Annotated in this window: 24 protein-coding genes and 1 tRNA gene; 9 read left to right on the forward strand and 16 right to left on the reverse strand. The window is 65.5% G+C overall.

Translation table 11 applies throughout. From position 1 onward, the window contains the following. Positions 1-40: 40 nt before the first annotated feature. A complete protein-coding gene (locus OK015_RS05875) occupies positions 41-1201 on the forward strand; it encodes a glycosyltransferase family 4 protein (RefSeq protein WP_268129948.1) in 1161 nt (386 codons plus the stop codon). A gap of 10 nt (positions 1202-1211) precedes the next feature. On the opposite strand, the gene OK015_RS05880 is transcribed toward OK015_RS05875, so the two are convergent. Beyond that, a complete protein-coding gene (locus OK015_RS05880) occupies positions 1212-2036 on the reverse strand; it encodes an SDR family oxidoreductase (RefSeq protein WP_268129949.1) in 825 nt (274 codons plus the stop codon). Positions 2037-2107: 71 nt separating this feature from the next. Between OK015_RS05880 and OK015_RS05885 the strand changes: the two genes are divergently transcribed. Then, positions 2108-2800 (forward strand): demethylmenaquinone methyltransferase, encoded by a 693-nt coding sequence (locus OK015_RS05885; RefSeq protein ID WP_268129950.1) that lies wholly within the window; start codon positions 2108-2110, stop codon positions 2798-2800. On the opposite strand, the gene OK015_RS05890 is transcribed toward OK015_RS05885, so the two are convergent. The 3 genes from OK015_RS05890 to menJ form a co-directional block, all read right to left on the reverse strand. Next, on the reverse strand, positions 2801-3211 hold the full coding sequence (locus OK015_RS05890; protein ID WP_267732083.1) for a DUF732 domain-containing protein: 411 nt from the start codon (positions 3209-3211) through the stop codon (positions 2801-2803). Between the two features lie 42 nt (positions 3212-3253). Beyond that, positions 3254-3928, reverse strand: coding sequence for a class I SAM-dependent methyltransferase (locus tag OK015_RS05895; protein ID WP_268129951.1), 675 nt, complete (start codon positions 3926-3928; stop codon positions 3254-3256). Positions 3929-4012: 84 nt separating this feature from the next. After that, complete coding sequence (gene menJ / locus OK015_RS05900; protein ID WP_268129952.1) at positions 4013-5242, reverse strand: menaquinone reductase; 1230 nt, start codon at positions 5240-5242, stop codon at positions 4013-4015. Between the two features lie 51 nt (positions 5243-5293). Between menJ and grcC1 the strand changes: the two genes are divergently transcribed. From grcC1 to OK015_RS05920, 4 genes are all read left to right on the forward strand, one after another. Further along, complete coding sequence (gene grcC1 / locus OK015_RS05905) at positions 5294-6301, forward strand: nonaprenyl/(2E,6E)-farnesyl/geranylgeranyl diphosphat synthase (protein WP_268132477.1); 1008 nt, start codon at positions 5294-5296, stop codon at positions 6299-6301. A gap of 93 nt (positions 6302-6394) precedes the next feature. After that, positions 6395-7255, forward strand: coding sequence for a zinc metalloprotease HtpX (htpX, locus tag OK015_RS05910; RefSeq protein ID WP_268129953.1), 861 nt, complete (start codon positions 6395-6397; stop codon positions 7253-7255). A gap of 67 nt (positions 7256-7322) precedes the next feature. After that, on the forward strand, positions 7323-7844 hold the full coding sequence (msrB, locus tag OK015_RS05915) for a peptide-methionine (R)-S-oxide reductase MsrB (protein WP_268129954.1): 522 nt from the start codon (positions 7323-7325) through the stop codon (positions 7842-7844). Between the two features lie 47 nt (positions 7845-7891). Next, positions 7892-8248 carry a type II toxin-antitoxin system HicB family antitoxin gene (locus OK015_RS05920; RefSeq protein ID WP_268129956.1) on the forward strand — a complete coding sequence of 119 codons (357 nt, stop codon included), beginning with the start codon at positions 7892-7894 and terminating at the stop codon, positions 8246-8248. On the opposite strand, the gene OK015_RS05925 is transcribed toward OK015_RS05920, so the two are convergent. The 6 genes from OK015_RS05925 to OK015_RS05950 all read right to left on the reverse strand — a co-directional run bounded on the left by OK015_RS05925 (position 8245) and on the right by OK015_RS05950 (position 13208). Further along, on the reverse strand, positions 8245-9270 hold the full coding sequence (locus tag OK015_RS05925) for an NAD(P)H-dependent glycerol-3-phosphate dehydrogenase (RefSeq protein WP_268129957.1): 1026 nt from the start codon (positions 9268-9270) through the stop codon (positions 8245-8247). The genes OK015_RS05920 and OK015_RS05925 overlap by 4 nt on opposite strands. A gap of 88 nt (positions 9271-9358) precedes the next feature. Next, positions 9359-10870, reverse strand: a complete 1512-nt coding sequence (locus tag OK015_RS05930) for a flavin-containing monooxygenase (protein WP_268129958.1) — start codon at positions 10868-10870, stop codon at positions 9359-9361. 77 nt (positions 10871-10947) lie between these two features. Continuing rightward, complete coding sequence (locus OK015_RS05935; protein ID WP_268129959.1) at positions 10948-11445, reverse strand: DinB family protein; 498 nt, start codon at positions 11443-11445, stop codon at positions 10948-10950. Next, a complete protein-coding gene (locus OK015_RS05940; protein WP_268129960.1) occupies positions 11442-12053 on the reverse strand; it encodes an RES family NAD+ phosphorylase in 612 nt (203 codons plus the stop codon). The genes OK015_RS05935 and OK015_RS05940 overlap by 4 nt, the downstream gene beginning before the upstream one ends. 11 nt (positions 12054-12064) lie before the next feature. After that, positions 12065-12574 (reverse strand): hypothetical protein, encoded by a 510-nt coding sequence (locus OK015_RS05945; protein ID WP_268129961.1) that lies wholly within the window; start codon positions 12572-12574, stop codon positions 12065-12067. Positions 12575-12716: 142 nt separating this feature from the next. Continuing rightward, complete coding sequence (locus tag OK015_RS05950) at positions 12717-13208, reverse strand: YajQ family cyclic di-GMP-binding protein (protein WP_268129962.1); 492 nt, start codon at positions 13206-13208, stop codon at positions 12717-12719. 69 nt (positions 13209-13277) lie between these two features. Here OK015_RS05950 and OK015_RS05955 point away from each other — a divergent pair. From OK015_RS05955 to OK015_RS05965, 3 genes are all read left to right on the forward strand, one after another. Continuing rightward, a tRNA-Tyr gene (locus tag OK015_RS05955) sits at positions 13278-13363 on the forward strand. 572 nt (positions 13364-13935) lie between these two features. Further along, positions 13936-14100: a hypothetical protein gene (locus tag OK015_RS05960; RefSeq protein ID WP_268129963.1), complete on the forward strand. Its 165-nt coding sequence runs from the start codon at positions 13936-13938 to the stop codon at positions 14098-14100. 348 nt (positions 14101-14448) lie between these two features. After that, positions 14449-14826, forward strand: a complete 378-nt coding sequence (locus OK015_RS05965; RefSeq protein WP_268129964.1) for a DUF732 domain-containing protein — start codon at positions 14449-14451, stop codon at positions 14824-14826. A gap of 56 nt (positions 14827-14882) precedes the next feature. On the opposite strand, the gene OK015_RS05970 is transcribed toward OK015_RS05965, so the two are convergent. From OK015_RS05970 to OK015_RS05995, 6 genes are all read right to left on the reverse strand, one after another. Further along, positions 14883-15887: a zinc-binding dehydrogenase gene (locus OK015_RS05970; RefSeq protein WP_268129965.1), complete on the reverse strand. Its 1005-nt coding sequence runs from the start codon at positions 15885-15887 to the stop codon at positions 14883-14885. A 193-nt stretch (positions 15888-16080) separates the two neighbouring features. After that, positions 16081-16869 carry a cysteine hydrolase gene (locus OK015_RS05975; protein WP_268129966.1) on the reverse strand — a complete coding sequence of 263 codons (789 nt, stop codon included), beginning with the start codon at positions 16867-16869 and terminating at the stop codon, positions 16081-16083. 90 nt (positions 16870-16959) lie between these two features. Next, the gene (locus OK015_RS05980; RefSeq protein ID WP_268129967.1) at positions 16960-17550 is read right to left on the reverse strand and encodes a TetR/AcrR family transcriptional regulator; all 591 of its coding nucleotides are present in this window, start codon (positions 17548-17550) and stop codon (positions 16960-16962) included. A gap of 648 nt (positions 17551-18198) precedes the next feature. Continuing rightward, positions 18199-19512 (reverse strand): hypothetical protein, encoded by a 1314-nt coding sequence (locus OK015_RS05985; protein ID WP_268129968.1) that lies wholly within the window; start codon positions 19510-19512, stop codon positions 18199-18201. A 100-nt stretch (positions 19513-19612) separates the two neighbouring features. Next, positions 19613-19807 (reverse strand): hypothetical protein, encoded by a 195-nt coding sequence (locus OK015_RS29220; RefSeq protein WP_268129969.1) that lies wholly within the window; start codon positions 19805-19807, stop codon positions 19613-19615. Between the two features lie 33 nt (positions 19808-19840). After that, positions 19841-21076 carry a cytochrome P450 gene (locus tag OK015_RS05995; protein WP_268129970.1) on the reverse strand — a complete coding sequence of 412 codons (1236 nt, stop codon included), beginning with the start codon at positions 21074-21076 and terminating at the stop codon, positions 19841-19843. Between the last annotated feature and the right edge of the window lie 190 nt (positions 21077-21266).

Consider the following 21266-nt stretch of genomic DNA (forward strand, 5'->3'; position numbering starts at 1 on the left):
CCGCAACCTTATCGACAGGCAGTGCTGACACTATGGTCCTGTGCGCGTTGCGATCGTCGCAGAGTCTTTCCTGCCACATGTCAACGGTGTCAGTAATTCAGTAATTCGAGTGCTGGAGCATTTGCGTCGAACCGGCCACGAGGCACTCGTCGTTGCTCCCGACACCCCGCCCGGTGAACCGCCCGCCGAACGTATTCACGACGGCATCCGGGTCCACCGGGTGTCGTCGCGGATGTTCCCGAAGGTCACCACGTTGCCGCTCGGCGTGCCCAGGCCTCGACTGCTGAAGGTGCTGCGCGGATTCCAGCCTGATGTGATGCATCTCGCGTCGCCCGCATTGCTGGGCTATGGCGGGGTGCTGGCCGCGCGCCACCTCGGGGTGCCGACGGTCGCCGTTTACCAGACCGACGTTCCGGGTTTCGCCGAGAGCTACGGAATCGGAATCACGACGCGGGCGGCGTGGGCGTGGTTCCGCCACCTGCACCGCCTGGCCGACCGCACTCTGGCGCCATCCACCGCGACGATGGAATCGCTTGTCGCGCATCGAATTCCGCGGGTCCACCACTGGGCTCGCGGCGTCGATATCATGGGGTACGCGCCGTCGGCGCGCGACGAGGAGCTGCGGCGGCACTGGTCGCCGGACGGCAAACCGATCGTCGGTTTCGTTGGCCGGCTGGCGCCGGAGAAGCACGTGGAGCGCCTCGCCGGACTGGCGGCCGCAGGCGACGTGCAAGTCGTCATCGTCGGAGATGGTGTCGACCAACAAAAACTCCGATCAACAATGCCCACAGCGCGTTTCACCGGTGCCATGTACGGGGCCGACCTCGCCGCGGCGTATGCCAGCATGGACGTCTTCGTGCACACCGGCGAACACGAAACCTTTTGCCAGGTCGTGCAGGAAGCGCTGGCTTCCGGGTTGCCGGTGATCGCTCCCGACGCCGGCGGACCGCGTGACCTCGTCACCCCGTGGCGCACCGGATTGCTGCTGGGGGTCGACGAATTCGAGCAGCGACTACCCGACGCGGTGAGCCACCTGTTGCAAGAACGCGCTCGCTACTCGCAAGCCGCCCGCAAGAGCGTGCTCGCCCGCACCTGGCCCGCCATTTGTGAGGAGTTGCTCGGCCACTACACCGCCGTGCAATCCCCTATCGCCAGAGCGCGGGCCCGCATCTCGCAACGGCGCTACGCGCAAGGCGAGTGACGATTCGACGCTAGCCCTGTGCCAATTCGGCGACCGGCTGCCACTGCTCCCACGTCCGTAACCGGTTCTCGTAGTCGGCTTTTGCGGTCTGCAGCGGCGAAGCACCGAAGAACACCCGCAGCGGCGGCTCCTCGGCGTCTACGACTTTCAGCAGCGCGGCGGCCGATGCTTCCGGGTTGCCCGCAGCAGCCCAGCGCCGGCTGCGTTCGGCGTGAACGGTGGCGCGCAGCTCGTCGTAGGCGGGTAGCGGCTCGGCGGTCTTCGCCGACGGGCCGGACCAGTCGGTGGCGAAGCTGGCCGGCTCGATCAGCGTGACGTGCACACCGAACGGCGCGACCTCCTGGGCCAGCGACTGCGAGAAGCCCTCCAGCGCCCACTTGGACGCGTGATAGATGCCGACGAGGGGAAACGCGGTGATGCCCCCGATCGACGACACCTGGATGATGTGGCCGCTGCGCTGCTCGCGCAGGTACGGCAACGCAGCCTGGGTGACCCACAGGGCCCCAAACACATTCGTCTCGATCTGATCGCGTGCGTCCTGCTCGGATAGTTCCTCGACAAACCCGAACTGGCCGTAGCCGGCGTTGTTCACCACGATGTCCAGCCGTCCGAAGTGGTCATGGGCCTGCTTGACCGCTGCGAAATCCGCGTCGCGGTCGGTGACGTCGAGCCGGATGGGCAATAACGCGTCGCCATACTTGGCGACCAAGTCGTCCAGCGATGCGGTGTTGCGCGCGGTGGCGGCGACCTTGTCGCCCCGCTCCAGGGCGGCGATCGCCCACTCCCGTCCGAAGCCACGTGATGTACCGGTGATAAACCAAACTTTTTCGCTCACGCCGTTGTGTAACGCATTCGTCGGCGCACCATTCCCGAACCGGTGAGATTGGGCCGGGTAGCGTCATCGTCGTGAGTCGAGCGGCCCTGGACAAGGATCCCCGTGAGGTCGCGTCGATGTTCGACGGCGTCGCCCGTCGCTACGACCTGACCAACACCGTGCTGTCACTAGGCCAGGACCGGTATTGGCGGCGGGCCACTCGCTCGGCGCTGCGCATCGGAGTCGGCCACAAGGTGCTCGACCTCGCGGCGGGTACCGCGGTGTCCACGGTGGAGCTGGAGAAATCCGGGGCCTGGTGTGTGGCGGCCGATTTCTCGGTCGGGATGCTCGCAGCCGGCGGTGCGCGCAAGGTGCCGAAGGTCGCCGGGGATGCCACCAAGCTGCCGTTCGCCGACGGCGTATTCGACGCCGTCACAATCAGTTTCGGGTTGCGCAATGTGGCCGACCCGCGGGCGGGACTGCGGGAAATGGCCCGTGTCACCCGGCCCGGCGGTCGGCTGGTGGTGTGTGAATTCTCCACGCCCACCAACGCGTTGTTCGCCACCGTCTACAAGGAATATCTGATGCGGACGCTGCCGCGGGTGGCCCGGGCGGTGTCCAGCAATCCCGATGCCTACGTGTATCTCGCGGAGTCGATCAGGGCGTGGCCCGATCAGGCCGCATTGGCGGAGCAGATGACGCAAGCGGGATGGTCGGGCGTGCGGTGGCGCAATCTGACCGGCGGAATCGTGGCCCTACATGCGGGGCATAAGCCCCTGCGCTGACTAGTTGGGGTGGTTGCCGGCCGCCTGGACCACGCCCACCTGGTCCGGGCAGTAGTGGTCGACGGCCGCACCGAGGAACTGGAACGCCTGGCCCTGGCTGGTGCCCCGCGGCAGGTTGTGCTGGATGAAGTTGGCGGACTGGTACGCGTCGTGGTCCACGCCCCTGCCCAGCCGATCGCAGGTGATCTTGCCCAGCCACGCGAGCTGGTCCTGCGGCTGGTAGATGCCGAAGCCGTTGACGGTTTGCTTGAACGGGGCGTCGTAGTCGCTGGGTGGCGACGGAGTCCGCAGCGGCGTCGGCGCCGGCGGCGGCAGCGGCGGCGTCGTCGGGTCGGCCAGTGCCGGCGCGCCCAGCGTGATGGTGGCGGCCGCCGCCACGGCGACGCCTGCAAGCAGCTTGGTACCCCTCATTAGCCGGACTATACACCGCGATAACGACTCGCTCACGGCCGATCAGCCAAGATGAGCGGTCAACAGCCAAGCGCTGACCGACTTCAAACCATTGGGTTCATCGCGCACTCCGACGAACGGCATATCGGGCGCGTTGTCGGGGAGATTTGCGTAGATGCGGGCCGGCCGGATCTCGTCGACGACCCAGTACTTCGACACCGCGTCGCGTAGCTCGTCGGCGGTCACCGCGTTGACTGGGCCCTCGGGTGCGCCCGCTTTGTCGAAGACCAGGGCGAAGTAAGAGGCGCCGGGAGCGGCGGCGCGGCTGATCGACTGCTGGTAACCCTCGCGCGCCTCGACCGGGATGGAGTGGAACAAGGTGCTGTCGACGATGGTGCCGAACCGGCCGTCATGCCCGGTGAACGAGCTGATGTCGGCGACCTCGAAGGTGGCGTTGGTCAGGCCCCACTTCTCGGCCTCGCGACGAGCCAGGTCGATGGCGGTGGGCGAGAGGTCGAGCCCCAGGGTGTTGTGGCCGAGCTCGGCCAGTGTCAGTGAGATGGCGGCCTCGCCGCAGCCCACGTCGAGCACGTCACCGTGGAACTTGCCCTGGTCGATCAGCGCGGACAGTTCCGGTTGCGGGGCGCCAATGCTCCAGGGCGGGCGGGCGCCCGCGCCGAATTGGGCGGATTCACCGCGGTAGGCCGTTTCGAACTCGAAATCAGTTGGCTGAGTCATACCTCCAGATATATCAACCACCCTGATATATGTCAACAAAGTTGATATTGTGCGCATGTCGCATTACCGGGTAGAAAAGTTGGTTTAGCTGAACGGTGTTCGGCGATCGACGAGCCGGGAGAATCGCCCGCCGCCGCGCCACGCTCGCGCTACCCAGTCGGCATCCTCGTCGGCGACCAGATTGGCCATCACCCGCACCGCGATGGTCATCAGCGTGCTGGACCGCATCGCGATGGGCCCCGTCGCGGGCAGGAACCGCTGGAAGGTCAGCAATAGCGCCAGCCTGCGCGCGACCGAGAAGCCGCGGCCGTAGTGGTCGGCCAACAGCGACGGCCACACCTTGGACACGTCGCCTAAGTCCAGCAGCTCGGCGGCCAGCCGTCCCGTCTCCAGTCCGTAGTCGATGCCCTCGCCGTTCAACGGGTTCACGCAGGCCGCCGCGTCGCCGATCAGCATCCAGTTCGGCCCGGCCACACCGGAAACCGCTCCGCCCATCGGCAGTAGCGCCGACGAGATTGCCCGCGGCTCACCGCTAAAGCCCCACTCGTCGCGGCGCAGGTCGGTGTAGTAGGAGATCAGCGGTCGCAGCGACAGGTCGGCCGGCCGTTTCGACGTCGACAATGCGCCGACGCCGATGTTCACCTCACCGTTGCCCAGCGGGAAGATCCAGCCATAGCCGGGCAACACGGCGCCGTCGGGGGACCGGAGCTCCAGATGCGATGTCAGCCAGGGGTCCTCGCTGCGCGGGGTGGTCAGGTACCCGCGGGCCGCGACGCCGTACACCGTCTCTTGATGCCAGCGCCGGCCGAGCTTGCGGCCCAGCGGGGAGCGGGCCCCGTCGGCGACGATCAGCCGGCGGCAACTCACCTCGGTACCGTCGGCCAACAGCACCGAGGTCACCCGCGTCGATGAGTCATGGTGCACACCAACGGCTTTGATGCCAAGCATCATGCGCGCCCCGGACTCTTCGGCGACTTTGCGGATCCGGTCGTCCAGCTCTAGGCGGGCCACCGCGCTACCGGTCGACGGGAACGACGGGCCGGGCCAATCCACTTCCACCTCGCTGCCGAACCCGCTCATCCGCAAGCCCCGATGCCGGATGCGGGTGTCCAGCCAGTCGCCCAGGCCCAGCCGCTCCAATTCGGCGACCGCGCGCGGTGTCAACCCGTCGCCGCAGGGCTTGTCGCGCGGAAAGCTGGCCGAGTCGACCACGAGTACGTCGCGGCCCGCGCGAGCGGCCCAGGCGGCAGCCGCCGAGCCGGCAGGTCCGGCACCCACGACCACCACTTCGGCTCCGGAGGCCTTCGTGTCCACGCTCACCAGTATGTTGGTCGCGTGAGTACTCCGGCGAATATGGCTGGTCGGGTGAAGGCTCCCGCGACGGTGGTGGCGGGTATTGATTTTGGCGACGCCGCGTTCGCCACGACGGTGCGAGACGGCGTCGCGAAGATCGAGCAGCTCATGGATGTCGAGCTGCGCAGTGCCGACGAGATCATGACCGATTCGCTGACGCATCTGTTCAAGGCCGGCGGGAAGCGGTTCCGGCCGTTGTTCACCGTGCTATCAGCGCAGATCGGGCCGAACCCGGATGCGCCGGAGGTGACGATCGCCGGCGCGGTCATCGAGCTGGTGCACCTGGCCACGCTCTACCACGACGACGTGATGGACGAGGCCGAGGTCCGCCGCGGTGCTCAGACCGCCAATGTGCGCTGGAGCAACAACGTCGCGATCCTGGCCGGCGACTACCTCTTTGCGACGGCGTCGCGGTTGGTGTCGCGGCTGGGGCCCGACGCGGTGCGGCTCATCGCCGAAACATTCGCTCAGCTGGTGACCGGGCAGATGCGCGAAACCCGTGGTGTCGTGGAAGGCAAGGATCCGATCGAGCATTACCTGAAGGTGGTGTACGAGAAGACGGCCTGTCTGATCGCCGCGGCCGGTCAGTTCGGCGCGATGTTCTCCGGAGCCGACGACGAACAGGTCGCCCGGCTGAGCCGGCTCGGCGGCATCGTGGGCACCGCGTTTCAGATCTCCGACGACATCATCGACATCGACAGCGACTCGCACGAATCGGGAAAGCTGCCCGGCACCGATATCCGCGAAGGCGTGCACACCCTGCCGATGGTCTACGCGCTGCAGCAACCCGGGCCCGACGGCGATCGCCTGCGCGAGTTGCTGGCCGGGCCCGTCGAGGACGACGCCGCGGTGGCCGAGGCGCTGACGCTCTTGCGGGCGTCGCCGGGGATGGCCCAGGCCAAGGAATTTCTGGCGCAGTACGCCGCTAAAGCCCGCCAAGAGCTGGGATTTTTGCCCGACGTCGCCGGCCGGCGGGCGCTGGAGACGTTGGTCGACTACACGATCAGCCGGCACGGCTAGCGGGTCGTGGAACCCGGACGGTCATCCGGTGCGTTCAATTGACAGCAGTCAAGCGATGAACGAGTTCCCCCGGTCTTTTCAAGGAGGACGGCGATGACCTGGCATCCGCATGCCAACCGGCTAAAGACCTTCCTGCTGTTGGCCGGTATGTCCACGATGATCGTGTTCGTGGGCTCGCTGTTCGGCAGGACGGCGATGTTTTTGGCGTTGATGTTCGCCATCGGCATGAACGTCTACACGTACTACAACAGCGACAAGCTGGCATTGCGCGCGATGCATGCCCAGCCGGTTTCCGAACTCCAGGCGCCGGTGATCTACCGGATCGTGCGCGAGCTGGCCACCGCCGCACACCAGCCGATGCCCAGGCTGTACATCAGCGACACCAACGCGCCCAACGCGTTCGCCACCGGACGCAACCCGCGCAACGCCGCGGTCTGCTGCACCACCGGCATTCTGGACATTCTCAACGAACGTGAGCTGCGCGCCGTGCTGGGCCACGAGCTGTCGCACGTGTACAACCGCGACATCCTGATTTCATGTGTGGCCGGCGCGCTGGCGGGTGTGATCACCGCCCTGGCCAATATGGCCCTGTGGGCCGGCATGTTCGGCGGCAACCGCGATGGCGAGAATCCCTTTGCGCTGCTGCTGGTTTCGCTACTGGGCCCGGTCGCGGCGACCGTCGTGAAGCTGGCCGTGTCACGGTCGCGGGAATACCAGGCCGACGAGTCGGGCGCGTTGTTGACCGGCGACCCGCTGGCCTTGGCGTCGGCCCTGCGCAAGATTTCCGCCGGCGTGCAGGCGGCCCCGTTGCCGCCCGAGCCGCAGTTCGCCAGCCAGGCGCACCTGATGATTGCCAACCCGTTCCGTGCGGGTGAGCGCATCGGGTCGATGTTCTCTACGCATCCGCCGATCGAAGACCGCATCCGCCGCCTGGAAGCGATGGCGCGGGGCTGACGCGGCCGCTATCGCTCGCGTGATCGAGCTCGGTCGACCCGCCGCGCGATCGGCCTATGCTGGCAAGATGACCGCCCCGATACCACCGCGACCCGCTCTGACCCGGCGGCGGATGCTGCTCGGTACCGCGGGTCTCGGCGTGCTCGTCGGGAGTGGCGTAGTGACTGCAGCCAGCGCGGCCGGCGCGCCCTCGCCCAAAACATTCGAGGTCAATCACAGCGACGCGGAGTGGCGGCAACTTCTGACGCCACAGCAGTACGCCGTGCTTCGTACCGCGGCCACCGAGCAGCCCTACAGCAGCCCGCTCAACGATGAGCACCGGTCCGGGACCTTCGGATGTGCGGGCTGTGGACAGGACCTGTTCTCGTCGACCACCAAGTTCGACAGCGGCACCGGCTGGCCGAGCTTCTGGAGAGCCCTGAGCGGCGCGGTACTCGAGCAGTCGGACAACACCATGGGCATGGCGCGCACAGAGGTGCTCTGCAGCCGTTGCGGCGGCCACCTCGGTCACGTCTTCAACGATGGCCCAGCGCCGACCGGCCTGCGCTACTGCATGAACGGCGTGGCGCTGCGCTTCCGATCTGCCTAGCCCGCGCCCGGCGCTGCCGGGACCATGCGTGCGTTCTCGTTCCTTGCGTGAACCACTACACCTACCGGGTGGAATGGTCGCCCGACTACGACGACTACATCGGCGTCTGTCTCGAGTTGCCGTTCCTGCACGAACGCGCCGCAACAGCGCACGACGCGATCACCGCGATCACCGCGGCCGTCGACCAAAGACTGGTCGAAATGCGGGAGTTCGAGCGCCCGGCGCCGCCACCCCTGAGCGAACGCAAATACACCGGCACGTTCGTCGTCAGAACCTCGCGCGAACTGCATGCGCGCCTGGCCCGCGAGGCCATCGAGCAACACGTCTCGATGAACCAGTGGGTGGTTCAAAAGCTCAGCGGTCGCGAATTGCCCAGCGGCTTGGGGCTGTTCGGCCTCGACTAGAACCCGGAGCCGTGCACCTCATGGCCGGGGACTTCGGCGATCAGCCCGCTGTAGGCCTGCTCGACCGACGAACCGTGGTTGATTACGCCGTCGACCTCTCGGGCGATCGGCATGCTCAGGCCAAATTCATTGGCGAATTCCATGACGACACTGGCGGCCTTGACCCCCTCGGCGACCTGATTCATCGATGCGATGATTTCGTCGATCGGCTTGCCCGCGCCCAGTTGTTCCCCGACGTGACGGTTGCGGCTGCGCTGGCTGGTACAGGTGACGATCAGGTCGCCCAGGCCGGCCAGTCCGGGAAAGGTTTCCGGATCTCCGCCCAATGCCACGCCCAGCTTTGTCATCTCGCGCAGCGCCCGCGCGATGACCAGCGCGCGGGTGTTCTCGCCGATGCCCAGCGAGTAACCCATTCCGACCGCAATGGCGTAGACGTTCTTCAGCGCTCCGGCCATCTCGACACCGACGACGTCGTCGCTGGTGTACACGCGGAACCGCCGGGTGCGGAACAACGCTGCCAGTCGGGTGGCCAGATGTTGGTCGGGCATGGCCAGCACGGCCGCGGCGGCATAGCCCTCGCCGACCTCGCGGGCGATGTTCGGGCCGGCCAGGATGCCCGCCGGATGACCGGGTAGTACCTCCTCGATGATCTGCGACATCCGCATATTGGTGCCCTGCTCGAGCCCCTTGACCAGCGACACCACCGGCACCCAGGGTCGCAATTCCTTGCCGAGTTCGGTGAGCACGCCGCGGAACCCGTGTGAGGGCACACCCATGATGACGACGTCGGCGCAGTTGGCGGCCTCCGCGAAATCGTTGGTGGCGCGCAGGGTGTCGCTCAGTTCGACGTCATCGCCGAGGTAGCGGGAGTTGCGGTGGTTCTCGTTGATGTCCTTGGCGGTCTCTTCGGAGCGCACCCACTGCAATGTCGGCCCACGGCGTGCACAGATGGACGCCACCGTGGTTCCCCAGGAACCACCTCCAAGGACAACGACTTTGGGTTCGCGCTTCTCGGCTGCCATGGAGCCAGCGTATTGCCGAAACCTCACATTTAATAGCAGTTCACGTCGCAATAGCTCACGAAAGGTCTGGCGCCGGACAAAGCGTGGCCTAACCCGCCACGGGTGCCCGGTCGGCAACGCGGCCGAACTCCATTGCTTCGTCGATGCGGTCGAACCGGTAATCGAGGGCGTCGGCGAGGTAGTTCTGCCGCACGTTCCACGGCCGCTTGGTGCCCGATTTGGGCAGCTGATGCGCCGAGCGCTTCACGTATCCGGCCGCGATGTCCCAGGACGGCTTCTCGGCCATCGGCTCGTCGCCCAAGTGTGGGTAGGCGTGGGTGTAGCCGTGAGAAGACATGTGAGCCAACAGCTTTGCGGTGGCACGAGCCGTGATGTCGGCCCGCAGCGTCCACGACGCGTTCGTGTAGCCCACACACCAGAACAGGTTGGGCACGTCCTCGAGCATGTGCGCCTTGTAGACGAAACGCTCTCGGTGATCGACCTTTTCGCCGTCCAGGCTGATCGCGGCCCCGCCCAGCGCCTGCAGTTGGAGGCCGGTGGCGGTGACGATGATGTCGGCGTCGAGGTGCGTGCCGGTTTTCAGCGCGATACCGGTGGCGTCGACATGGTCGATCTGATCGGTGACGACCTCGGCGCGGCCCTGGGTGATCGAGTTGTACAAGTCGGCGTCGGGGATCAGGCACATGCGTTGGTCCCACGGGTTGTAGCGCGGTTTGAAGTGGACGTCGACCTCGTACCCGTCGGGCAGGCTGTCGATCGCCTTGCGCCGCAGCAGCCACTTGATCGCGCCCGGTAGCTTGCGGGACAAGAAGAAGAACACCGCCTCGGTCAAGGCGTTGTACATCCGGATTACCAGGTGAGAAGCCTTGCGGGGCAACAGAGTACGAATAACGTCGTCGAGCTTTCGGTACTTCGACGCCGACACCAGATAGGTTGGCGAGCGCTGCAGCATCGTCACTGTCGCGGCCCGGTCCGAGAGCGAGGGGAGCAGGGTGACGGCGGTGGCACCGCTGCCGATCACCACCACCTTCTTGCCGGTGTAGTCCAAGTCCTCCGGCCAGTGCTGGGGATGGACGACGGGGCCGCCGAACTGCTCGATGCCGGGGAATTCCGGGGTGTAGCCCTCGTCGTAGTTGTAGTAGCCAGAAGCGAAGAACACGAATCGGCTGCGATAAATCGTGGCGGAGCCGCCTTGGTCGACGGTGACGGTCCAGGTGTCGGTGGACGAATCCCAGTCCGCGGAACGGACATAGCTGTCGAACTGGATGTGGCGATCGATGCCGTACTTGCGCGCGGTGGCCGAGAGGTACTCGCGGATGTGCACTCCGTCGGCGACGCCCTCCTTGCGAGTCCAGGGCTCGAAGGGAAACGACAGCGTGAAGATGCTGCTGTCCGAGCGCACCCCGGGATACCGGAACAGGTCCCAGGTGCCGCCGATCCGCTCGCGGCGCTCCAGGATCGCGTACGTCATATGAGGATTGCGTTCGGCGATCCGGTAGGCCGCGCCGATGCCGGAGATGCCGGCGCCGACGATGACGACGTCGAAGTAACCGGCCCCGGCCGGTGGGCGGCCGCTGGCTTCCTGGGGAGTCACGGTCATCGTGAACCTCGCTTGCGGTGTGGGACTCGTCACTAGCGTAGGACCGACTGGTTGGTCGGATCAGCGGACCCGGTTAATCACAGCTGGCTGCTGATGTCGCCGAGGTGGTGTTGCGCCTCATGCGCCGTATGCACAGCAAGCCACCGCAACGATCGCTCGCTGGTTTCGGGGAAGTGGTAGCGAACTGTGCGGTTCCAGTCGCCGTCGGACAGCCGGCCGAGGACGTTGCCGAGCATCTGCGCGGCGTCGGCGAGTTGGCGGGCCACGTCGACAGGCTCCTGGTCGGCATACCCGTCGTGCACGGCCCGCTCGTCGCGTCCCATTGCGGTGCAGTCGGGCCGATCCACGCGCAGCGCCGCGAGCACGCGCTCGCGCTGGACAAGCAGCATGTCCCGCAGATGGCATCCGTACTCCAGCGGGGACCACTGGGCGGGTTGCCGCCTAGATCGCAGGTCAACATCGCGGCGACGCAAGATGGTCACGACCGTACCGACCCGCTCGGTGATGGCGTCCCCGGCGGTCGCGGCCCGACTGAGGTCGTAAACGAAACCGCACTGTGCACATTCATCGGTCACGGTGGCTCCATCAACACGTCGACGTGCAGGGGCGCGCATCGGTCGATCAGCCAGATTTGGTCGGCCGGACTGGCGAAGATGCGCGCGTGCGACGGGTCCTGACTAAATGCGTGGGCGCACCTGTCGCCGAAGAAGACGTAGGCCTTGGTGTCGTTGCATTGCCGCGACATCCACACCAGCCCGTCGAACCCGGCGTCATGGGCGGCCTGCGCCCAGCGCACCGTCGCGGCATACGTCGAGGCCGGGCCGGACGTGAGTTCGTCGGCGGTGACCTTGAGGCGGCGCAACGCGGTGCCGTGCAGCACGGCCACGCGCACACTTTGCTCGAGTTTGAGCCGGACCAGCACCTTGGCCGCGTACTGGTCGTAGGGGAGCAGGCCGCCGGCGGCCGGAATGTCGTGCAGCAGCGTCTCGGCGATGGCCGCGTCCTCGGTGTCCGCCGCATACATGATCGGCACCACCGGCTTGCCGAAGAAACCGAACCGGGTCCGCGCGCCGAAGCCGGGGTTGAAGTCGGTGGCGGTTCGGGTGGCCGACAGGACCCGGTAGAGCAGGTGTCCCTCCGGCAGGGCGGCGGTGACCGGGTTGAAAGGGTCCGGCGGTTGCATCACTGGTCCTGTCACCAAGACACGGCCAGGGCCTCCCCGGCGACCGCCACGACGCGGTCCGGATCAGTGGCGAGGTGGTCGACGGGCCGGTCCCCGTCCAGGTAGGTGGTGGGCGAGCAGAGCCACTGCACCAGACCCGCCTCCGACCAGCCGCTGTCGTCGGCGATCGCGAGCAGGCGTCCGATCACGGCCAACGGCTTTCCGTCCGGGCCGAACTGGAAGCCGGGATAGGAAAGGTAATTGCCCTGACGGACCGCGGCCAGCGTCTTGTTGCGGCGCGCGGTGGTGGCCAGGTTGCGCGGTGCGCTGGACCGCGACCCCATCCGCTTGCCCGCCTCGGTGCTGGTCAGCATCCCGAATTCGGCCTCGATGCGGGCATAGAGGTTCAGCTCGGCCTGAACGGCCCGCGCGACGGCGGGCTCGGTGTACACCGTGACCGACGACAGGGCGACACCGACGGCATGCACGCTCTCGCGTAGCCGCCGGTTCGCGGCGTCCAGCTCGGCAACCGTGGGGGTCATGGCAAGCTCCTACATTCGTTTCGTGCACTTCAGTTTAGTGCACGAAACGAATGTCCGGCGTTTCAAACCGCGAGCGTAACCCCGCGGCGAAAAGTCGCGCGCAATTTCGCCGTGGCGTTACGCTCGGCGCGCCCGGCAGGACCTAGCGGTAGTTCACGAACTGCAGCGCCACCTCCAGGTCGGCGCTGCGCAGCAGCGCTTGAACCGCCTGCAGGTCGTCGCGTTTCTTGCTGCTGACCCGGATCTCGTCGCCCTGGATCTGGGACTTGACGCCCTTCGGTCCCTCGTCGCGGATCAGCTTGGTGATCTTCTTGGCGTTCTCGCTGTCGATGCCCTGTTTGAGGGTCCCGGTGACCTTGAAGGTCTTGCCCGAGGCCTGCGGCTCGCCGGCGTCGAAAGCCTTCATCGAGATGTCGCGACGGATCAACTTCTCCTTGAACACGTCGATCGCGGCCTTGATGCGCTCCTCGGTGGACGAGGTCAGCTCCACGGCCTCCTCGCCCTTCCACGCGATCGTGGTGTCGGTACCCCGGAAGTCGAAGCGGGTGGCCAACTCCTTGGCGGCCTGGTTTAGCGCGTTGTCGACCTCTTGCCGGTCGAACTTGCTGACGATGTCGAACGATGAGTCCGCCATGCGATCGCCCTTCCTCGTTGCTCCTAGCCGTTTGTGAATTGTCTACCCGCTCGTTGTAACCTGCTAGGCGGCAGGTTGCCCGAGCGGCCAATGGGAGCGGACTGTAAATCCGTCGGCTAACGCCTACACTGGTTCGAATCCAGTACCTGCCACCACAGGGCAGAGGGCATTTTCGCCTACTGCAACAGGTTTGAACACCTCGGCCTTTGGCTGTAGCCCATGCATGGAGTCGGGATGGCGCGGGTCAACGAAGGTTAGGTCACGCTACCTGCGTTGTAGCGACCGGCAAGCGAGCTGTCACGGCCCCGGTCGAGTCTCACTCGCCTGCAGTTGTGGTCTCGCCCGGCGGAGCCGAGGCGGGATTATCGTCGGGGGACACATCGGTTTCTGTATTTTCCTGCTCGCCCTTTTGAGGGGGCTGTTCGTCCCCTTCTGGCGGTGGTTGCTCGGAGGTCGTCACGCTAGTTCTCCATTCCCGCGGTGATTGATGGGTGTCAGCTACCCGAGTTCAGGGCGCAGGAAACCAGGCCTTCACAGCCGTGATCCGCAAGCGTTCGTCGGCCCGTATCGGTCGACATCGAGCACCGCCGTCTTGGCCCCAGAAGTCGTTGCACCACTTGGGCGTTCACCCCGATGGTCGTGCCTCACGGTGCGAGCTGGACATGGCCCCGCGGCGGAGCCGGGGAAGGCGGCGGCGGCGACGGTGGGGGCGGCGGAGGTGCGGGGGGTGCCTCCGGTTCCGGAGCGGGTCCCTCCGGTGGGTGGGGCGGCGGCGCCAACGGCTGTTCTGCCCGAGGTGCCGGTGGCGCGACCCGCCGTGGTGGCGCGACAGGCGGCGGCGCGATCGGATTTGCCGTCGGTGCCGGCAGCGGTGGCGGCGGGTCAGGCGTAAGTTCCCCCAACGGGATTGGCCGGATAGGTCCGGTAGCGCAACAGGCTCCGTTTGGCATGTCCGCAGCAACTCGGAGCATCGGCACCGGCAAGTGTGCTGCACCGACCACGCTCAAGGCGCTGCCTAGCGCGGCGATGGGCACCGCACACACAGCCCGTATTCGACGCCAACATGGCCGTCGCGCCGCGCCCTCAATCTGCGGGTCTGCGCGAAAGCCCAGTGGTGACTCGGGGTTACAACCAGCTACGATCTTCATCATTGCAGGCGCCAGACGGCTGCGCAGTTAACGCCAGGTATCGACTGAACTTGATACCTGGCAGATGACACCGAAGAAATGGAAACCGCGCCGTGCGTACCGGCATCACCAGCCTTGCCAGCGCTCTGGCTGGCGTCTCGGTGATGCTGACCGCCGCAATTATCTGCGCTGGCGCGGCCGCTGCCGACTCCCAGGAAGATCAGTTTGTGGCGGAGCTCTCGCAACTACAGATTCCCGTCGTCGATAACGTGCCGGGACTCGTCTACCGAGCTCATGAACTCTGTGGCGAACTCGATCGCGGTACTTCGTTCCAGGGCGTAGTGGACGAGGTGACGAACACGACGTATCAAGACAATCCGTCGTTACGCATGGTTCCCGATCGGGTTACCCGTACCGCGGTCAAATTCATCACCGCATCAGTGGACAACTACTGCCCAAGCCACAAGGGCCAGCTTCCGCCTCCGTCCTGAGGCGAAACCCGCTGTGCGAGTCGTTGATTCGCGCGATCCCGGACGGTGTCTGCCACTCAGCTGCCGTCGATTTCAGCGACGATCTTGCCGAGAACTTTTCGTCCGCCGAGCCGCGCGAGCGCCTCGGGAATGTCCTGGAACGACACCGTTTCACTTACCGTGGGCTGGATGGCGCCGGCGTCGACGAATTGCGCGAGACCCCGCAGGATCTCTTCGACATGCTCACGGCTGTAGCCGGCCGCAAGCACACCAACCAGCGTCGTATTGGTCAGGACCATCATTTGGACGTCGGGGGTCGGCCACGCACCACTGGCGAAACCGACGGCCAGATGCCGGCCGTCACGAGCCAGGGCGCCCATGGCCGCAGTGCCCTGCGCACCGCCGACGGGATCGAAGACCAGGTCGACACCAGCCCAATTGGTCGCTTCTCGCAGTGCCTGCGCGAGTGGTGCTCCGTCGGCGGTGGTGTCGCCATGGGCCACGACGACGTGGTCCGCACCCAGTGACCGACAGAATTCGGCCCTCCTGTCGTCGCTGACGACGGCAAGCACCTCCGCGTGCAAAGCCTTGCCGAGTTGGACTGCCGCGATCCCGCTCCCGCCCGCGGCGCCGAGCACCGTAAGCCGTTGTCCCGCACCGAGTCCGCCCCGATCAACCAGACCGATCCAGGCAGTCGTGTTAGGAATCCAGAAACCGGCGGCGGCGGAGTCGTCCAGGCCGGGGGGAGCCGGGAAGACGTTGCTGGCATGGGCGAGAGCTTCGGCGGCGAAGGATCCATTGCCGCTGACGAAGTCGCTGACCCCCAGCACGCGGGTGCCGATCGCGATATCGGCGCCCGGCCCGACCGCGGTGACGGTGCCGACGAACTCCTGCCCCGGCGTGAATGGCAGCGGGGGTGTCAGCGGATAGGTGCCGCGACACATCAGCACATCGGGCAGTCCGAGCCCGGCCGCCGCAACCTTGATTCTGACGTGTTCGGCGCCCGGGTCCGGCGGGTCCCGGTCCACTTGGCGCAGCACATCGATCGGCTCGCCGATGCCGTGAACCTGCCAAGCCTTCACTGGACGGCTTTCTCCATGGAGCGGCACCCTACCAGCGGCGTTGGTCAAATATCTTGGTGCGTCTGCCAATACCGTTCGTTACCTGATGTTGCGAACCGTCCCATGGGTCAAATCGACCTCGGCAACCGCATGCGGCTCCCTGCGCATCGCGGGGATCTTGGTCGTCGCCGAGCTGGAACGAACGGCGCGTGCATCAGATACCGGTCGAGCCGAGTCTCTTGGTTTCCATGGTTTGTTGGTGCCCCTTGTTACGGGGTGAAAGATGTTCGGCGACAATGGTTTGCTTTAGTCGAGCGACGGCCTGGTCGGTAGTCCAGACCGCGCTGGCAAGGAATCGGAAGTTGATCAGCGCGGCTAGATAGCCGTCGCCTTCCGGCAGGCGGGGACCCGCAGTGGCGTCCTTGACGACGGCGACTTCGAAGCCCTGCTCGATGAGTTCGCGCAGATGGCCTTCGACGCACAGATTCGCGGCCATGCCGGCCAGCAGAACCTGGTTCACGCCGCGTTTGCGCAACTGCAGCACGAGGTCGTTCGACTCGGGCCCGACGATCTTGTGCGGGGAGGCGATCACGGTTCGCCCGTCGTGAATATGGTGCTGGTAGTCGGGCAGGAAGTCGGCACCGGAGCCGGCGAAGCCGTCGCTCGTGTACGCGTCCCGGCGCTCGAACATGCCGACCTTGGTCATGAATTGTTCGAGCGGATCACCGAACCGCCACTGGCTGTCGGTCGGATAGAAGTAGTGCGGCGATACCGCGACGGTGATACCCGCGAGCTTCGCGGCACTGAACAGTTCGCCGATGTGAGCGACGGTGTTGTTGTCGCGGACGCTGTCGCCGAAAACCGACCACGAAACCCCTTCGGGGCTAAGGAAATCGACCTGCGGATCGGTGACGACGAGTGCGGCGTGCCGGTGATCAAACTCGAAGTTGGACCTCGGCAGCGCGGGGTTTTGCGGTTCGGCGTAGTTGGCCAGGTCTGTCATTCGGCATCCTCCACTCACGGTAATCTACAATAGATGACCAGTCGTCTATAAATCAACAGACGGTGCCGCCGTCTGTTCGGCTGTTGCGATTCAGCTCAGCAGCGCCGGCACGGTGATGGTTTCGAACCGTTCATACGGGGCGCGACTGCGGGTCACCTTCCCGCGCAGGGCCGCGCCTTCCCACGATTCGATCAGCAGGGAGGCCAGTTCGTCGGCACCGACGTCCGCTCGGACGTCGCCGGCGCTGTCCTGGCCGGTGCGTACACAAGCGGTGAGCGCCGCGTCCCAGCGGTCGAGAATGCGGACAAGTTCGACGCGTACCCGTTCGCTGGAACCGCCGAGCTCGAGTGCGAGGTTGCCGACAAGGCAGCCGAGCAGGAACTCGCCTGACTCGTGTTCGTCGGCCAGCGCATGGAAGAAGCGGGTGATTCGCTCCCGGGCCAATCCTTCCGCGCCAAGGATTGGCAGGAGCCGCGCTTCGATGTCGGACCAGTAGTGATCGAGGATCGCGGCCGCGAAAGCCTCTTTGCTGGCGTAGTAGGCGTAGAACGAGCCCTTCGGCACGCCGGCCGCATCGGTGATGTCCTTGACGCCGCTGGCGGCAAAGCCACGCGCATGCACGAGGTCGAGTCCCGCGGCCAGTAGGCGACGGCGCACCTCAGGGTTCGGCGGCCGTGGCATGCCATCGATATTAGCCGACCGGTCGCCTATCTTCGGTCGATCGGGCTAGCTGCGAGCTCCGGGTCCATCCACTACCAAACCCGAGCAGCCACTACGGCACCGGATTCGGTGGATGATCCTTCCGACCGTGTCTCCCCGCGAGGAGTACTGGTACCAGACCAGGGCATCGGCGAGCCCATGGCACTTGCGGCATTTGTCGGTTTCACGTTTGTACATTGGCGTCCTCCATCCTGAGGAGCGGGGGGAATCGTCCAACGCTGGGCGACATGAATTTAAATTACACCAGCGTAATTCGTTCGGCGCTTTCCCGCGCCGAGAGGCTTATAACTTTAGCGGCTGGACGCCATCCCCGCAGCTCAGATCGGACGTGGAGGATGCCTAGCTGCTCGAAATGCGTCCCTAACCGTCGGTGGATAGCGTCGATATTGCCGCGCCGACGAAGGGGAAAACGGATGCCGTTGCGCAACCGTCAAGCTCCGTCGATTGCCGGGGGCTACGGCGTTGTGTGGAATGGCTATTGCTGCAACAGGTATCGGGGCGAGCGCGACCCGGGGGCCCACCGGCCGATGCCGGAGTGGCGCACGCTGCCGGTCACCACGTCGATGTCGCACACCGACGACGTAACGGCATTTCGCAGCGCGCGAAAGTCTAGAACCAGGGACCGGGGTAGTGGCCGTCCTGGTCTTGCACCATGACGATTTCCTTGCACTCTCCGCCTGCGGTGGTCTCGCCGCGGCAGACCAGCGTCCATCCCGATATCCGCTCGAAAGGCCGGATGGACCAGTTTGTCGCGACGGGATCGGGCGCGGGCAAGGCGAGCACGGAGTAGGTTCCGCCGATGTTGGTGATGTAGAGGTGGTCGCCGAAGAATGCCATTTTGGAGATCGGCATCTTCTTGGCGTCCTCCCGATTCTTCAGCAGGTCCCAGTGTTGGGTGCGCAGGTTCCACACTCCAAAGCCGAACTGCGAATCAGCCGACTCCCGACCATCGACGAAGAGCTTTCCGTCCGACAGCGTCGCGGCCAATCCGCCGCCGGAGATCCGGTCGGAATCGCCAACCTTGATGACGGCCTTGGCGTTCAGGTCGAAAAACATGGTCGACACGACCGTCGCAGAGTCTCGACGGGTGATCTTCACCAATTTGTCAGGCCCGTCGGACAATTCGGCGTCGACGGTGACCACCTCGTTGTCCTGATAGATCGCTTCGCCCGACGGGCGGCGCAGCTCCGCACCAGACGTCTTGCCGGCTTGCGTGTTTCGTTGAAACGACAACACGTCCGGCCAGACGCGACCGGGGGCAGGGTCGTTCCATGCCATGGACAAATCAGTGTCGGAAAGAATGACGGTTCGTGGCAGTGAGGCGGTGGCATGCCCATCGGTGAACGCGTTGAGCCATGCCGCGCCGGATGTCGTTGCGCCAAGCCGCCATTGCTTCGCTTCGGTCAATTTCAAGTCGGGAGTCGGTGGTTGCAGATCTTTCGTCGCGACCTGTTGTCCGGTCTTGAAATCGACGGCGTATGCGGTGGTTTCGGTTACTTCGGGCTGCGGTGCCTGCGCCGATTTCAGCGTCGTCACCACGTAGACGACTTTCAAGTCGTCCGCTGTGCCCGATAGTGCGCAGATGGCTCCGCTGACATTCTCACCGGGGGGAATCGCGGGTAGGGCCGGCGCCACGTATTGCCCTGTTTTCGTATCGAATATCTTGGGGCGAATATCCTCGAGTGCAGATTTGCTGACGGAGAATTCCTCGGGGCAGCCGAAGTAAGCCGTTCCGCCATAGCTTTTCCAGTCCTTCTCCAGCGGGCCGGTGATCGGTGGCGGTGGCGGAATCGAACTCGTGGTGGTCGTCGACGCAGAGGTCGAGGTCGTTGGTGTTGGCGCTGGTGGAGATGCCGTCTCCGAACAGGACGCAATGGCCAGGCAGACCGCCGGCCCGAACAGGGCAAGCCGATATCCGGACATGCTTCGCCCCGTGCACCCACGCATCAGTAACCCCCGTTAACTTCGTGTAACCAAGCAGCGTAGGGCGGGTTCGCTGGCACCGCGAATCGTGCGGTCTTTCTCACAAGAGCGCGATCACGAAACCGGTTGCGCCTCCTGAAATGTCCATGTCCCGCGGCACCAGCTCGCGGATGTGAAGGAACTTGTCGAACCCGGCTTCCCTGACCGCATTGCCGAAACACAGGCCGGTTTCGGCTCGGACGACGTTGTCTGGTGACACCGGCACCGCGCCGTCGGATGTCTTGCGGTCTGCCACCATTCGGACCCTACGCGGGTAACCGACGGATGACTATGGTGCCGCTTCGAATTCGATGGGCAGCGTTGTCGGTCCACTCAGGGTCGCCATGGGTTTCCATGGCACCGGTCCGGCGGTGCGCGGATTCACCAACCGTTGGGTGAGCACGCTGAGTGCCTCGGCGATTTCGCGCCTGGCCAGGTTGGCGCCCAGGCAGTAGTGCGCGCCACCGCCGAACGTCAATATCGCGGGCGCGCCCTCGCGCGTGATGTCGACGCGGTCGGGGTCGTCATAGACGGCCGGATCGCGGTTGGCGGCAAGGGTATTCAGCAGCACCGCCGTGCCGGCGGGAAACAGGTACCCGTCGATCTCGGCGGGTTCGCTCACCAGGCGAAGGGTTGCGCAGACGATCGGCGAATGCCGCATGGTCTCCTCGACCGCGGGCATCGCCAATTCGGGTCGCTCCCTGAGCAGCTCCCACTGATCCGGGTGTTCGCAGAGCACTTGTATCGCGGCGGCCACCTGATTCCGGGTGGTGTCCGTCCCCGCCAACAGCAGGCCCCCGGCGAGCATGCGCAGCTCGGCGGCGTCGAGGCGGTCACCGTCGTCCTCGGCGCGAATCAGGTCGGACAGCAGGTCATCGGTCAGGCTGTGCCGGCGCCGGGCGACCATGTCGTCGACGTAATCGTCGAGCTCGCCCCAGGCGCGCATGACGTCCGGCTCGATTTCGCTGACGTCGACGGTGAAGCTGAACGCTTTGAAGACCTCGTCGGCCCACAGTGAGAACTGCTGCCAGTCCTCGCGGGGCGCCCCGAGCAACGCGCAGATGATCGGAACGGGATAGGGGCGTGCGATGTCGGTGACGACGTCGCAACGGCCCGCGTCGGCCACCCGATCGACCAGACCGTTCATCACGTCGACCATCGTGTCGTGCAGCCGCAGGGTCGCCCGAGGGGTGAACGCCTTGGACGTCAGGCTGCGCAGCCGATGATGGGCGTCCCCTTCCAGGCACAGCAGGCTGTTGACCACCTTGTCCCACAACGGTCCCGACGTGATGCCCTGGACGAGCAGGTTCAGGCCGGGTGGAATTTGGAAACGGCTATCGCGCAATATCGATCGGACCAGCTGGTAGGAGAGCACTTCGGGCCCGTACGGTCCCAATGCGATCGGGGCCTGCTGTTGTGCGGCCCGAAGGCGTGGATAGATGTCTGCCGGTGTTTCCACAGCGTCGTACGTGACCGCGGGGAGGTCCGCGTCGAAAACACTTGCGGGAGCGGTACCGACGGCCATGGTGTTCTCCTTAGCCCGGGACCCGCGACGCGAAGCTCGCGGACAACTTTCAGATAATGTATGGCCACGTTGTACAGGTGTCAACGAGGCGCGAGTTGGCGGCATTGTCAACCGCGGCCGCTTACAGCGGCAACGAATGTGCTCTTCGGGGATGGCGGGCGGTGAGGAGACGCTAGCGCTCAGACGCGGC

Source organism: Mycobacterium sp. Aquia_216, assembly GCF_026723865.1.
In the GTDB taxonomy this organism is placed as follows: Bacteria; Actinomycetota; Actinomycetes; order Mycobacteriales; family Mycobacteriaceae; genus Mycobacterium.